This window comes from Cellulomonas sp. GTC20042, from assembly GCF_055389595.1.
This window is the reverse complement of record NZ_AP043678.1, coordinates 3,980,572-3,994,047: the sequence shown is the minus strand read 5'-3', so window position 1 is coordinate 3,994,047 and position 13,476 is coordinate 3,980,572. Positions and strand designations below refer to the sequence as shown.

The following is a 13,476-nucleotide window of genomic DNA, read 5'->3' as shown; positions in this document are numbered from 1 at the left end:
CCCCTCGGTTGTGCAACGCTCGCGTTGCGGGTGCGGTCAGTATCGCGAGTACTCGTACCGCACGTCGTCGCCGTCCACGATGATCGTCCCGTACATCTCGATGTCCACGGTCTCCGAGTACGGCTCGCCGACCGCGTGCGACCACGTCTCCTCGGCGTAGGTGCCGGTGAGCGTGGCCGACCCCGGCGTCACCGTGTCGAGGACGTACTCGCCCTCCTCCCACGAGTAGTCCAGGTTCAGCTCGACCACCGGTGCGGAGTCGAGGGTCCAGGCCACGCCCGCCAGGTCGTAGTAGACCCAGGACTCGTTCGGGCAGTCCGCCGGCTCCGTCTCGGTCGAGGCGATGCAGGTGGCGAGGTACTCGGACACCAGGCGGTCGACCTCGGTCTCGAGCTCGTCGCTCGGGGTCGCCGCGGGGGTCTCCGCCTCGGCCCAGCCCGTGCCGCGCACGGTCACCGAGGTCTCGCTCGAGTCCAGCCAGCGCGACTCGGCACCGGTGAGCGTGTAGGTGCCGGGCAGGGCGGCCAGCGTCCAGCCGTCCGCGAGCACCACGTCGACCCCGTTCACGGTCAGTGTGTCGCCACCGGCGCTGTCCGACAGGGTGATCGTGCCGATCGAGTTGCCCCGCAGCTGCCACTCGTCGAACAGCACGGCGGTCGATCCGGTGCGACGCGCGAACAGCGTCTCGGTGACCGTCGCGCCCCGCTGCTGGTACTCCACGGTCAGCACCGCCGAGTCGCCGGAGCGCTCGACGTCCACCACCCGGCCGTCGGTCGGGCGATCCGTCGCCGCCGCGTAGATCTCGTCGGTGAGCAGCGCCTCGTCCATCTCGAGCGTGTCGACCGAGCCGATCTCGAGCGCGGTGGAGGCGTCACCCGCCTCCAGGGCGTCCAGGTAGTCCTGCGCGACCTGCTCGGGACCGAACACGCGCTGGTTGATCTGCGACACGGCGATGGCGCCGCCGACACCGAGCACCACCAGCGCGGCGACCCCGATCCCGCCGACCAGCACCCAGCGGCGCGCCGTCGGGCTGAGCGGCGCGGCCACCGGGATCCCGGGCTGCGCCGGGGCCGACCCGTCGGTCGTGGGCGCGCCGGGCACCCCCGCAGCGGCGGGAGCAGCAGCGCTCCGGTACAGCGCCTGCTGGCGCGCCTCCGGGAGCAGCCGGATCAGGAAGGGCACGACGTAGCGCGCGACGGCCTCGACGCCGACCGCCCACACGGCCAGGCTGAGGAACCACCACGGCGCGATGCCGATCCAGCCGCTCGTCGAGCCGCCGACGCCGCCCAGGCTGATCCCGCCGGAGACGACCACACCGCTGAACAGCGTCAGCAGACCGGCGACCACCGCGAACACCAGCGGCGTGATCCACGCGCGTCCCCACCCCGCGCCGGGGCGACGGATCGCGAGCACCAGGCCGGACGCCAGCGTGGCGACCAGCGCCAGCAAGAGCAGCAGGGCGATCGCCCACCCCGGCACCCCGGAGCCGAACAGCGTCTGCACCTCGGAGCTCGAGTCGCCGAAGGAGCTGCCGCCGGCGGCGGAGATCCCGCCACCCATCACGATCGCGACCGCCCACACCAGCACGTTGAGCACCAGCGCGGGGACGCCGAGCAGCACGTCGGCGGACTCGACGGCGATCCACACCAGGCCGACCACCAGCAGCACCACAGCCGGCAGGCCGAGCAGCGTCGACACCGAGGCCAGCGCGGCACGGATCTCGCCGGTGGGACGGACCCGCAGGCCGAACCGGTGCGGGTGCACCGACCCGCGACGGCCGAGCAGGTCGCCGAGCACCGACGCGACGCCGCCGACCAGGAACGCCCCGAGCACCAGGGCGAAGCCGAAGGCGCCGAGTCGGATCTCCTGATCGGGCACCGACACGCGCAGCACCGCCGCGAGGATCGACCCGCCGACCGTCAGCACACCACCGGTGAGCGCGGCGGTGATCCACCGGTCACGCGGCAGCGTGCCCTCGGCGGCCGGCAGGCGATTGGCCTTCCGCTCCAGGGTGGCCACCACGACCACGCCGGCCAGCAGCGCGAGCAGCAGCGTCAGCGGGACCACGTGCAGTGACGCGTCGAAGGACGAGTCGACGAACATCGACGACTCGGTGTAGCTGACCGAGGCGGAACCGAGCAGGCTCATCGAGACCAGCAGCACCGGCAGGGACACCACGGCGCCGAGCGGCATCTCGTCGGTGAAGCCGATCAGCAGCACGGTCTGCACGAACGCGAGCACCAGCGCGGCCAGGTAGCCGGCGCCGGCGCGGCGGGCGGCGGAGGCGAGCAGCGCCGGGAACGGGACGGGCATCTTGGGCGCGGCGGGGACGGGGGCGGCGCCGGCCCACGCGGGCTGCCCGGGCTGACCGGGCGCGGGGCCGTACTGGACGGGCGCGGGGCCGACGGGCTGGCCCGGAGCGGTCTGGCCGGGCGCGGGGTAGGTCGGTGCGGGGTAGGCGGGCGCGGCGGGGGGCTGCGCGGACACCTGGACCGGGGCGGGGTAGCCCCCTGCCGGCTGCACGGGCTGACCCGGCTGCACGGGCTGAGTCGGCTGGGCCGCCTGGCCGGGAGCGATCGGCGGGACCGGCTGACCGGGCGGGATCGGCTGCGGGTAGCCCGCGGGCTGACCCGGTGCCGGGTACGTCACCGGCGGGGCGGCGACCGGCGGTGCGGCGACCGGCGGGGCGGACGGAGCGACCGGCGACGTGGCCGGCGGGACGGGTGCGACCGGCGGCTGCGCGCCCTCCGGCGCGGGCACCGCAGGCACCCCGCGCACCGGCGTGCTGTCGTCCGCGGCGGCGGGGACGGCGGCCCCGCCCTGCGGTGGCGTCACGGGCGGGGGCGTCGGGTCCCCCGGCTGCGGAGAGGGGTCGGGCGCGGGCATGGTCTGCTCCTCCAGGATCACGGCGTCGGGACCGGCGTCGTCAGCCCTGCCCCGGGCGGACCGTATCGCAGTTCCCAGCGGACGTTCAGGATGATCCACCCCTGACGGGTGACGTCCCACGGCGCGCGGAGGGCGTCGCGCCCGGCGTCGTGTTGACTGTCCCCGTGACCGCGAGCAGCACCCGACTCCCCAAGGTCCGCGCCTCCGAGCTGATCGGCCGCGGCTGGCTCAACACCGGTGGCCGCGAGGTGACCCTGGCCGACCTGCGCGGCAAGGTCGTCCTGCTCGACTTCTGGACGTTCTGCTGCATCAACTGCCTGCACGTGCTGGACGAGCTGCGCGAGATCGAGGCGCAGCACCGCGACGTGCTGGTCGTGGTCGGCGTGCACTCGCCGAAGTTCGTGCACGAGGCGGACCCGGTCGCGCTGGCCGCCGCCGTGGAACGGTACGAGGTGCACCACCCGGTGCTGGACGACCCGGAGCTCGTCACCTGGTCGGCGTACGCCGCACGCGCCTGGCCGACGCTGGTGGTGATCGACCCCGAGGGCTACGTGGTCGCGCAGATGGCGGGCGAGGGGCACCGGAGCAACGTCGAGACGCTGGTGCGCGAGCTGGTCGCCGAGCACGAGGCGAAGGGTACGCTGCACCGCGGCGACGGTCCCTACGTGCCGCCGGAGCCGGTGGCGGGCACGCTGCGCTTCCCGGCCAAGGCGGTCGCCCTGCCCGACGGCACCGTGCTGGTCGCGGACGCCGGGCACCACGGGCTCGCGGTGCTGGCGGCGGACGGCGAGACGCTGGTCCGGCGGATCGGCAGCGGCGAGCGCGGGCTGGTCGACGGCGGTCCGGAGCAGGCCCGGTTCAGCGAGCCCAACGGGCTGACCCTGCTGCCGGCCGAGATCGCCGAGCGGGTCGGCTACGACGTGCTCGTGGCGGACACCGTGAACCACGCGCTGCGCGGGGTCCGTCTCGCCGACGGCACGGTGACCACGGTGGCAGGCACCGGCGAGCAGTACCTGGTGGGCGACCCGACCGTCCCGGCGCCGCTGCCCGGCCGCCCGGACCTGTGGCGGGTCGACGGGGCGCCGCGCCCGGCGCGCGAGGTGCCGCTGTCCTCCCCGTGGGACGTCGTCTGGTCGGAGCGCACCGGCACCGCCGTGGTCGCGATGGCCGGCGACCACCAGATCTGGGCGTTCGACCCGGTGCGCGGCGCGATCGAGCCCGTGGCCGGCACGATGAACGAGGGCCTGGTGGACGGCGACCCGGCGGAGGCGTGGTTCGCGCAGACCTCCGGGCTGGCGGTCGCCGCCGACGGACGGATCTGGCTGGCCGACTCCGAGGTCTCGGCGCTGCGGTATCTCGACGTGCCGGAGGCGGGCGCGGCGACCCCGACGGTCGCGCTGCCGGGGCTGACCGCGCTGCCCGGGCTGATGGTCGCCGCCCCCGTCGAGGCCGTGGCCGAGGCCGTCGCCGCGCGCCCCTCCGGACCGGCCGACGCCTTCGGGCGCGGCACGGGCGTCGGCACCGCCGTCGGGGCGGGGCTGTTCGACTTCGGCCACCGCGACGGCGCCGCCGACCAGGCGCTGCTCCAGCACCCGCTCGGCGTGGCGGTGCTGCCGGACGGATCGGTGGTCGTCGCCGACACCTACAACGGTGCGGTCCGCCGCTGGTCGCCCGGCGTGCCCGGCACCGACGGTCCGGGCGAGGTGAGCACGCTAGCCACCGGGCTCGCGGAGCCGAGCGGGATCGTCGTGCTGACCGAGGGCGAGGGCGTGACGCTGCTGGTCGTGGAGTCGGCCGCGCACCGGCTGACCCGGATCGCGCTGCCGGCGACCCTCGCAGGGGAGCTCCTGGACTCCGGCGCGCACCGCACCCAGCGGCCGGTCACCGAGATCGCATCCGGCGACCTCACCCTCGACGTCGTCTTCACCCCCGCCGCGGGGCAGAAGTACGACGACCGCTTCGGCCCGTCCACGATGCTGCGGGTGTCCGCGACCCCGGCCGAGCTGCTGCTCGACGGCGCGGGCGACGACGTGCCGCTGACCCGCGTGCTGCGGATCAACCCGGAGGTCGCCGAGGGCGTGCTGCACGTGACCGCCCGCGCGGCCAGCTGCGACGCGGACCCGGCGATCGAGTACCCAGCCTGCCACCTGAACTCGCAGGACTGGGGCGTGCCGGTGCGGGTGGTCGCCGAGGCGCCGACGACGCTCACCCTGCCGCTGCACGGCTGAGCCCAGCGGCGCGCGGGCCGCGCGGCCGGCGCCGCGGTCAGTCCGCGCCGGTGACCGCGAGCGCGAGCAGCGTGTCCAGCGTGGTCTCCACCGTGCGGTCGTCCGCCGGCAGCGTCGTCTCCAGCGTGACGAACCAGGGCGCGCGGTGCAGCAGCACCGGCCGGATGCCGCTGACGTGCAGCGAGGGGGTGCCGCCCCGGGCGACCACCGCGGTCGAGGTCCCGACGTCGCCGCCTGCCCCCGGATCGCCGGCCGGCACGTCGCGGGCGACCGTCCAGCCCGACCCGCCCATGGCCTCCGTGGTGGCCGAGGCCACCGCGCACAGCCGGCTCAGCACGCCCGGGCCGGTGCCGGACAACGCGGTCACCGCGGCGCCGACGGTGCGGCCGAGCACGGCCCCGGGGTCGTCGGCACGGTACTGCCGGGCACGGGCCGCCGCGTGGCTGCGCTTGGCGTGGTACTGCGCGGCGTCCGCCCGGCGGAACAGCGAGCGGGGCGTCGTCACGGCGCCCAGCGACCCGCGCGCGGAGGACGCGATGCCGTAGGACAGCGAGGCGCCGTGCGGCAGCGGCTGGTCACCGACGGTCGACTCCATCACCTGCACCACCGTCGATCGCGGGATGCCGCTGGTGACGATGCAGAACTCGTCGCCGCCGATCCGGGCCGCCGTCGATCCCGGGAGCCCGGAGGACGCGCGGCGCAGCACCCCGGCCACCGCGCGCAGCAGGTCGTCGCCGGCGTCGTGGCCCAGGTCGTCGTTCACCCGCTTGAGGCCGTCGACGTCGCACATGACGATGCAGGTCTCGTCGCCGGAGTCGATCGCGGCCTGCGCGGCCTCGTCGGCCACCCGGCGGGTGCTCAGCCCGGTCAGCGGGTCGTCGGAGACGAGGTGCCGCACCTGCTCGGCCAGGTCCAGCCGGGCGATGTGCGCGCCGACCAGCGCACCCAGCACCTCGGCGCGGGCGGCGTCGTCGGCACGGAACGGCTCGGTCCCCTCGTCGCGCACCGCGACCAGCACGCCCCACAGCGCACCGTTGACGAGCACCGGGGCGGCCAGCCGCGGGTGCGGGTCGTCCGGGGTGACCGGGCCGGACCGCCACGTCTCGCGGTGCCGGAGCAGCCCGCGCAGCACGTCGCCGTCGGCCAGCACGGCCCCGGCGGCAGCCTCCTCCTCGGCGGGGTCCGCGGCCACCGGGTGCCACTCGTCCTGCTCCACCTGGACCAGGCCCCCGACGGCGGAGCCCAGCACGTCGCGCGCGGCGACCACCCCGGTCTCGTACACCTCGGGGAGGGTGGTGCAGGCGCCGAGCCGGTGGGCCAGCAGCGCGAGGTGGCGGGCGTCGTCGCCGCCGGAGCGGGTCTCGCTCGAGCGGGCCGGCGGCCGTGGGACGTCGGTCATCCGCTCATCATCGGTCACGGCAGGCCCCGTCACACGCGGTATGGGTCCGGACGGGCGGGCGGCTCGCCCACGCGGGTGAACCCGGTGCGGGTGAATCCTCGCGCGGGTCGTCGACGGATCAGGCGAGCGCGGGCTCGGCCTCCTCGGCGCGCTCGGTGGTGATCCGGTCGCCGGTGCCGACCGCGCGCAGCACGAACACCACCGTCGACTCGATCGCACGGTCCCGGTCCGGGCCCGCCTCCGGCAGGTTGCGGTTGCTCAGGCACGCGTTGACCAGCGACACCGTGGTCGCGATGTCCTGCTCCGGGAACGCCCCGGACTCGATGCCCGCCGCGAGGATCTGCCGCAGCAGGTTCTCCACCATGACCGCGTGCTCGCGCACCCGCTGCTGCGTCCCGCGCGAGAGCACCGAGCGCAGGTCGGGGCCGGAGGCCAGGTGGTAGTCCCGCTTGAGCCGGCACTGCGCGCGGATGTACGCGCTGAGCTGCTCGGTCGGGTCCTGCACGTCGGCGAGCTCGGTCTGCAAGGCGGCCACGTACTGCGCGGTCTCGTGCATCATGAAGCCGAGGAGCATCGACTCCTTGTCGGCGAAGTGGTTGTAGACCGCCGTGCGGCCGACACCGGCCTGCGAGGCGATGTCCGCCAGCGTGATCGCGTCGAACCCGCGCTCGGCCATCAGCGTGGACAGCGCGGTGAACAGCTTGAGGCGGGTCTGCTCGCGGTGCTCGTGCAGGGATCCGCCGATGATCTTCGGCATGCTGACATTCTCGCACGTTGTGTCATCACCCCGGCAGTCCCTGCCCGAGGTGGCCGGATCAGGCGGCGGGGTGGCGCTCCGCGAGCGCGGCGAACAGCGCCCTGTTGTGGCGGAACGCGGCGCGGGCCTCCTCGACCACGCGCTCGCGGGCGGCGTCGTCCAGCGGGAGCGCGTCGATCCGCTCGCGGTACAGGTCCTTGAACGGCTTGGGCTTGGGGATCGCCGGGAACGCGTAGAAGCCGACGCCCTCGTCCGGCACGCCGTAGTGGCGCTGCACCATCCGCCCGATCACCTGCCCGCCGGACAGGTCGCCGAGGTAGCGGGTGTACGCGTGGGCGACGTAGCGGCCGGTGTCGGTGCCACCGGAGCGGATGCGCTCGGCGTAGGCGAGCGTGGCGGGCAGCGGGCTGATCGCGGCCGACGGACCGAGCAGGTGCGTCAGGTCAGCGTCGAGGGCGGGTCCGCGCAGCAGCTCGTCGAAGACGACGCTGGCGCCGTCCGGGGTCCGGCGCACCTGCTCGCCGACCTCCTCCAGCGCGGCGTAGACGGTGCGGAGCTGCGCGGCGAGATCGGCGTAGGCCTGCACGGTGAGGCGCCCGGCGAGCAGGTCCTCCACGAAGGTCGATCCCTCGGCGGCCTCGTGCTCGTCGCGGGTGCCGGTGCGCAGCAGGACGGAGAGCGGGGCGGGAGCGACGGTGCTCGGGGCGGTGTGCGCGGTCATCGGGGCTCCTGGCGGTCGTCGTGATGAGGTGACGTCGTGTCAGAAAGTACCCGACGAACTTAGGATTGCCTATCCTTTGGATCGAAGATCTCGCCGCCCGGGATCTTCACCCTGCGCGATCCGCGCCGTCGTTCCTACACTGACCGCACGACGACGAGGTCGAGGTGCGCGATGCCGACGGACGAGACCGCTGTGGCATGGCCCCGGGGGAGCGATCCCGGGACCCTGCTGGCCCGCACGCGCGCCGCGCACGAACGCTTCCTCACCACCGGCGTCATGACCGCGGCCGTGCGCGGGGTGGTCGCCGAGTCGTGGCGGCGCAGCGTCGGCCTGGGCGTCGACCCGGAGCGCCCGCGCCCTCAGGTGCACGTCACCGACGCCGACCTGCGCTCCTACCGGCGCGAGCACCCGCTGTGGACCGCGCTGCCGGTGGTCCGCACGCTGCTGCTGGACGACGCGGTGGCCGAGGGCTTCCTGGTGGCGATCACCGATGCCGACGGCCTGCTGCTGTGGATCGGCGGCGACGCCCGGGTGCGGCGCGCGGTGGACCGGGTCGGCTTCGTCGAGGGCGCCGGCTGGGGCGAGGCGGCCGCCGGCACCAACGCCCCCGGCACCGCCCTCGCCACCGGTCACGACGTGCAGGTCTACGCCGCCGAGCACTTCACCCGGACCGTCCAGCCGTGGTCGTGCTCGGCCGTGCTGCTGCGCGATCCCGTCGGCCGGGTGCTCGGTGCGCTCGACGTGACCGGCGACGACGCGGCGGCCTCCCCGTTGATGCTCTCCCTGGTGCGCGCCACCGCCACCGCCGTCGAGCTCGACCTGCGCGCCCGCGCCGCCGACGGGTACGGACGGACCGCCGGGCTCGACCTGCCCGGGCACGGACGGCCTGCGGGGCGGAGTGCCGTGGCGTCGCGCGGACTGCACCCGGGCGCGGGGATCGCGGAGCGACGCGGCCTGGCAGGTGCCGCTGCGCCGATCGATCCGCCGCCCCCCGTGGACCCGGCGGCGCCCGGATCGCGCGCCGCTGATCCGGGAGCCCGATCCCGGCTGCGGGTGCTCGGCCCCGGCGACCCCGAGCTGCACCCCGCCGACGGCGCACCCCCGCGCACGCTCCCGCTGCGGCACGCCGAGCTGCTGCTGCTCCTGCACGCCCACCCCGCCGGGCTGCACGCCGACGAGCTCGGAGCGCTGCTGCACCCCGCCGGCCTGAGCGACGTCACCGTCCGTGCCGAGATGTCCCGCCTGCGCCGGGTCGCCGGACCGCTGCTCGACGCGTCCCGGCCGTACCGGCTCACCGCGCCGCTGGGCACCGACGCCGAACGGGTCCGCGACCGCCTCGCCGTCGGCGACGTGCTCGGCGCGCTGCTCGCCTACCCGGGTCCGGTGCTGCCGCGCTCCCGGGCGCCCGGTGTCGAGCAGGTGCGGGACGCGCTGGTCGCCGACCTGCGCGCCGGGGTGCTCGCCAGCCGCGACCTGCTGGTGATCGAGACCTGGGTGGACCGCCCCGACGGCGCCGACGACTGGCAGGCGTGGGACCGGCTCGTGCAGCTCAGCGTGCCCGGGTCGGCCACCGCCGCGCGGGCGCGGTCCCGGCTCGACCTGCTCGTGCGCCGGCTCGGCGCGGGGCCGGCGACGCACCCCTGGGCGTGATCGCGGGGCGCGGCTGCGGGCATGGATCGTGGATCCGGCTCGCCCCGTGCCTCGGCGCCCGGCCCGGCGACCTGCGGTGCAACCCCGATGCAACCGTCCGCGACCTACCGTCGCCAGCACGGTGCCCCGCAACGACGCGGAGCCCCCGGTCGTCGCCGCCGGAACCGGCGCGGCCGGCACACCTGCACGGAGGGTGACGACATGACCGTCTACGCAGCCCCGGGGACGCCCGGCAGCCCGGCCACCTACCGGGAGCGCTACGACCACTGGATCGGCGGGGAGTACGTGGCCCCCGCGGCCGGACGCTACTTCGAGAACCCGTCCCCGGTGACCGGCCGGACCTTCACCGAGGTCGCGCGCGGTGACGCCGCCGACATCGACCGCGCCCTGGACGCCGCCCACGGCGCCGCCCGCACCTGGGGCAAGACCACCGCCACCGAGCGCGCGGTGATCCTCAACAAGATCGCCGACCGCATGGAGCAGAACCTCGAGATGCTCGCGGTCGCGGAGACCTGGGAGAACGGCAAGCCGATCCGCGAGTGCCTGGCCGCCGACATGCCGCTCGCCGTCGACCACTTCCGCTACTTCGCCGGTGCCGTCCGCGCGCAGGAGGGGTCCATCTCCGAGATCGACCAGGACACCATCGCGTACCACTTCCACGAGCCGCTGGGGGTGGTCGGCCAGATCATCCCGTGGAACTTCCCGATCCTCATGGCCGTCTGGAAGCTCGCCCCGGCGCTCGCCGCCGGCAACACCGTCGTGATCAAGCCCGCCGAGCAGACCCCCACGTCGATCCTCGTGCTCATGGAGCTGATCGCGGACCTGCTCCCGCCGGGCGTCGTCAACGTGGTCAACGGCTTCGGCGTCGAGGCCGGGAAGCCGCTCGCGTCCAGCCCACGGATCCGCAAGATCGCGTTCACCGGCGAGACCACCACCGGCCGGCTGATCATGCAGTACGCCAGCCAGAACATCATCCCGGTCACCCTGGAGCTCGGCGGCAAGAGCCCCAACATCTTCTTCGAGGACGTCGCCCGGGCCAAGGACGACTACTACGACAAGGCCCTCGAGGGCTTCACCATGTTCGCGCTCAACCAGGGGGAGGTCTGCACCTGTCCCTCCCGGGCGCTGATCCAGGAGTCGATCTACGACGGCTTCCTCGCCGACGCCATCGCCCGCACTGAGGCGGTCAAGCAGGGCAACCCGCTCGACACCGACACGATGATCGGCGCGCAGGCCTCCAACGACCAGCTCGAGAAGATCCTGTCCTACATCGAGATCGGCAAGGCCGAGGGCGCCAAGGTGCTCACCGGTGGCGAGCGCGCGCACCTCGACGGCGACCTCGCGGGCGGGTACTACGTCACGCCGACGATCTTCGAGGGCAAGAACTCCATGCGGATCTTCCAGGAGGAGATCTTCGGGCCGGTCGTCGCGGTGACCTCGTTCTCCGACTACTCCGACGCCATCCACACCGCCAACGACACTCTGTACGGGCTCGGCGCCGGCGTCTGGTCCCGTGAGGCGGCCACCGCCTACCGGGCCGGGCGCGACATCGAGGCCGGCCGGGTGTGGACGAACTGCTACCACGCCTACCCCGCGGCGGCGGCGTTCGGCGGGTACAAGGGCTCCGGCGTCGGGCGCGAGAACCACAAGATGATGCTCGACCACTACCAGCAGACGAAGAACCTGCTGGTGTCGTACTCCGGGCAGAAGCTCGGGTTCTTCTGATCGGTGTCGCACGCCGGTGCTCGACCCCGGCCGGCCGTGGTCGCCCTCGCGGGCGGGCCGGTCGGCCGGGGCGGGGTCGGCGGGAGAACCGTCGGGCGGAACGTGGCGTGCGGGCGTCGGCGAGCGGCGGCGAGTGACCTGCGGGCGTCGGCGACCGGCGGCGAGTGACCTGCGGACGTCGGCGAGCGGACGGGTGCCGTGCGACCCGGGGGAACGTGGGCCGCGTGCGTGGTGATCGAGCAGGGTGATCGAGCGGGGCGACGGGCGCAGGCCCGCGGCCGACGGTGGGCACGTGGAGAAGCGACAGGAGGGCTGACCGATGGACGATCGCACGCAGCGTGACGACTCGGAGGTCGCTGCGTGGGCGGCCTCGACCGTGGGGACGCGCGTCGTCCCCATCCCCGCACCCGCCCCACCTGGGGACGGCGGAGCGTCTGCCGCTCCTGGGGACGGCGGAGCGTCTGCCGCACCTGGGGACGGCGGCGCGGTTGTTGCTCCTGGGGACGGCGGGACGTCCGGAGCCGCGTCGCCGGCACGGGTGGACGTCACCCCGGCGGCCGCCGATCTGCTGCGGCGGCTGCGCGACCAGCACGGCGACCTGATGTTCCACCAGTCCGGAGGGTGCTGCGACGGCTCCTCGCCCATGTGCTACCCGCTGGGGGACTTCCTCACCGGTGACGCCGACGTCCACCTCGGCGACCTGCACGTTCCCGGCGCGCCCGTGGACGCGAGCGCTGCTCGCCCTGGGGACGCGAGTGCCGATCCCCCGAGGGACCCGATCACTCATCACCCTGGGGGCGAAGGCCCCGCCGACTCTCAGGACGAGGGTCGTCCTCAGGGTGACGGTGGGGACGACGCGCGGTTCACCGTGCCGGTGTGGATGAGCCGGAGCCAGTTCGCGTACTGGCAGCACACGCACCTGACGATCGACGTCGTGCCGGGACGAGGCGCGGGCTTCTCGTTGGAGGCCCCCGAGGGTGTGCGGTTCCTCATCCGCTCGCGTCTGTTCACCGACGCGGAGTGGGCGGCGCTGACCCCGGTCGCCTGAAGCGCGCGGACTCTGCGCCCGGCCGACTCCCGTGCGGGCGGTGCATCCGATGGCGCGTGCCGCGACCGGGCGTCGCGCAGGCCGTGCCCTGGTCGCGAGGTCGGCGCGGCCCTGGATGTGCGGCGCGTCGAACGGCGTGCACGCCGTGCTGCGTGCGAGGCGTGGGCGGCGAGCAGATCTGCGCTCTCGGCGGACGCACAGGCCGGGCACGCCCCGGACGCCGGGCGCGCGGGTTAGCGTGCTCGGGTGAACCCTGACGACAGCGGCACCGCCGAGCCCACGGGCTCCGCCGACGCCGACCCCGCGGAACCCGACCCGACCCACGCCGACGCCTACGTCCCCGGTCAGCCGGACGACAAGGACTGGACCTGGGTGCTGCGCGAGCGCTGCCCCGAGTGCGGGTTCGCCGGCACCGACGTCGACGCCCGGGACGTGGCCGGCACGATCCACGACCTCGTCCCGCGGTGGCGTGCCGCGCTCAACCGCCTCGACGCCCGGGAGCGCCCGGCCTCGACGGTGTGGTCCGCGCTGGAGTACGGCGCCCACGTGCGCGACGTGCACCGCGTCTTCGTGCAGCGGCTCGACCTGATGCTCACGCAGGACGACCCGCAGTTCGCCAACTGGGACCAGGACGCGACGGCGCTCGCGGAGCGCTACGACCTCCAGGACCCGGGGCGGGTGGCCGACGAGCTGGCCGACGCCGCCGCGGCGCTCGCGGAGAAGTTCGCCGCTGTCGGCCCCGAGCAGTGGGGGCGGACCGGCCGCCGATCCAACGGCTCCGAGTTCACCGTGACCACGCTGGCGCAGTACTTCCTGCACGACGTGGTGCACCACCTGCACGACGTGCACGCCTGACCGGACCCGGTCGGCCTGCACCGACCCGGGCGCTGTGCGTGGACCGGGCGCTGTGCGTGGACCAGGCCGGTCTGCGTGGACCAGGCCGGTCTGCGTGGACCCGGCGACCTGTCCGGACCCGGTCGCGTCGACCGGTGCCACGGGCGCCCCGGCGAAGACACGGCGAGGCCCCTCGGACGCTTACTCCGAGGGGCCTCGATCCGTGGA

9 protein-coding genes are annotated in these 13,476 nt (G+C 74.8%); 5 read left to right on the top strand and 4 right to left on the bottom strand.

The window, feature by feature from the left end:
* Positions 1–36: 36 nt before the first annotated feature.
* Positions 37–2,835, bottom strand: coding sequence for a hypothetical protein (locus tag ACZ5HG_RS18450; protein ID WP_464179073.1), 2,799 nt, complete (start codon positions 2,833–2,835; stop codon positions 37–39).
* A gap of 215 nt (positions 2,836–3,050) precedes the next feature.
* Between ACZ5HG_RS18450 and ACZ5HG_RS18445 the strand changes: the two genes are divergently transcribed.
* Positions 3,051–5,114 carry an NHL domain-containing thioredoxin family protein gene (locus tag ACZ5HG_RS18445; protein ID WP_464179070.1) on the top strand — a complete coding sequence of 688 codons (2,064 nt, stop codon included), beginning with the start codon at positions 3,051–3,053 and terminating at the stop codon, positions 5,112–5,114.
* A gap of 37 nt (positions 5,115–5,151) precedes the next feature.
* Here ACZ5HG_RS18445 and ACZ5HG_RS18440 read toward each other — a convergent pair whose 3' ends face one another.
* The 3 genes from ACZ5HG_RS18440 to ACZ5HG_RS18430 form a co-directional block, all read right to left on the bottom strand.
* A complete protein-coding gene (locus tag ACZ5HG_RS18440; RefSeq protein WP_464179068.1) occupies positions 5,152–6,513 on the bottom strand; it encodes a sensor domain-containing diguanylate cyclase in 1,362 nt (453 codons plus the stop codon).
* A 118-nt stretch (positions 6,514–6,631) separates the two neighbouring features.
* Positions 6,632–7,270, bottom strand: coding sequence for a TetR/AcrR family transcriptional regulator (locus ACZ5HG_RS18435; RefSeq protein ID WP_464179065.1), 639 nt, complete (start codon positions 7,268–7,270; stop codon positions 6,632–6,634).
* 58 nt (positions 7,271–7,328) lie between these two features.
* Entirely contained in the window at positions 7,329–7,991 is a 663-nt protein-coding gene (locus ACZ5HG_RS18430; protein ID WP_464179062.1) for a biliverdin-producing heme oxygenase, read from the bottom strand.
* A gap of 171 nt (positions 7,992–8,162) precedes the next feature.
* Between ACZ5HG_RS18430 and ACZ5HG_RS18425 the strand changes: the two genes are divergently transcribed.
* From ACZ5HG_RS18425 to ACZ5HG_RS18410, 4 genes are all read left to right on the top strand, one after another.
* Entirely contained in the window at positions 8,163–9,641 is a 1,479-nt protein-coding gene (locus ACZ5HG_RS18425) for a GAF domain-containing protein (RefSeq protein ID WP_464179060.1), read from the top strand.
* 201 nt (positions 9,642–9,842) lie between these two features.
* The gene (gene exaC, locus ACZ5HG_RS18420) at positions 9,843–11,366 is read left to right on the top strand and encodes an acetaldehyde dehydrogenase ExaC (protein ID WP_464179058.1); all 1,524 of its coding nucleotides are present in this window, start codon (positions 9,843–9,845) and stop codon (positions 11,364–11,366) included.
* A gap of 538 nt (positions 11,367–11,904) precedes the next feature.
* The gene (locus ACZ5HG_RS18415; RefSeq protein ID WP_464179056.1) at positions 11,905–12,414 is read left to right on the top strand and encodes a DUF779 domain-containing protein; all 510 of its coding nucleotides are present in this window, start codon (positions 11,905–11,907) and stop codon (positions 12,412–12,414) included.
* 372 nt (positions 12,415–12,786) lie between these two features.
* Entirely contained in the window at positions 12,787–13,269 is a 483-nt protein-coding gene (locus ACZ5HG_RS18410; RefSeq protein WP_464182215.1) for a DinB family protein, read from the top strand.
* Positions 13,270–13,476: the final 207 nt, after the last annotated feature.

What these genes read in the sequence shown, in the direction of transcription:
- ACZ5HG_RS18435 (WP_464179065.1), bottom strand. Translation starts at nt 7,270, where the DNA reads ATGCCGAAGATCATCGGCGGATCCCTGCACGAGCACCGCGAGCAGACC.
- ACZ5HG_RS18430 (WP_464179062.1), bottom strand. Translation starts at nt 7,991, where the DNA reads ATGACCGCGCACACCGCCCCGAGCACCGTCGCTCCCGCCCCGCTCTCC.
- ACZ5HG_RS18425 (WP_464179060.1), top strand. Translation starts at nt 8,163, where the DNA reads ATGCCGACGGACGAGACCGCTGTGGCATGGCCCCGGGGGAGCGATCCC.
- exaC (WP_464179058.1), top strand. Translation starts at nt 9,843, where the DNA reads ATGACCGTCTACGCAGCCCCGGGGACGCCCGGCAGCCCGGCCACCTAC.
- ACZ5HG_RS18440 (WP_464179068.1), bottom strand. Translation starts at nt 6,513, where the DNA reads ATGACCGACGTCCCACGGCCGCCGGCCCGCTCGAGCGAGACCCGCTCC.